At 58.6% G+C, this 420-nt stretch carries 1 rRNA gene; it reads left to right on the forward strand.

The features are described 5' to 3' along the window. Positions 1 to 85: 85 nt before the first annotated feature. A 23S ribosomal RNA gene (locus V5298_RS20895) occupies positions 86 to 420 on the forward strand; the annotation flags it as partial.

Genomic DNA, 420 nt, shown 5'->3' on the forward strand with positions numbered 1-420 from the left:
GATCATTTTAGTGTTAAGATTTGTCGTCTGGCGATCTTGCTATCAGGAAACCCGCGGGTGGGGCAATGACAATTTGTTTTGCTGTTGTGCCGCTTGCGAGGGCGTATGGTGGATGCCTTGGCAGACAGTACCGATGAAGGACGTTTGAGGATGCGATAATCCTAGGGGAGCCTCCAACATGGCTTTGATCCTAGGGTCTCCGAATGGGGGAACCCGCCGGCCGTCATGGGCCGGCACCGCCTATGGGCGGGGGGTACGCAGGGAAGTGAAACATCTCAGTACCTGCAGGAAGGGATACTCCGTGAGTAGTGGCGAGCGAAAGCGGATCAGACCAAACCGGTTGCGCGTGATACCCGTCGGGGGTTGCGTTGCCGGTGTTGTGGGATCACGTGTCCCGGTTCCGACGGGCCGGGCGGGAGT

Source organism: Alteromonas sp. 14N.309.X.WAT.G.H12 (assembly GCF_036697315.1).
Lineage (GTDB): Bacteria > Pseudomonadota > Gammaproteobacteria > Enterobacterales > Alteromonadaceae > Alteromonas.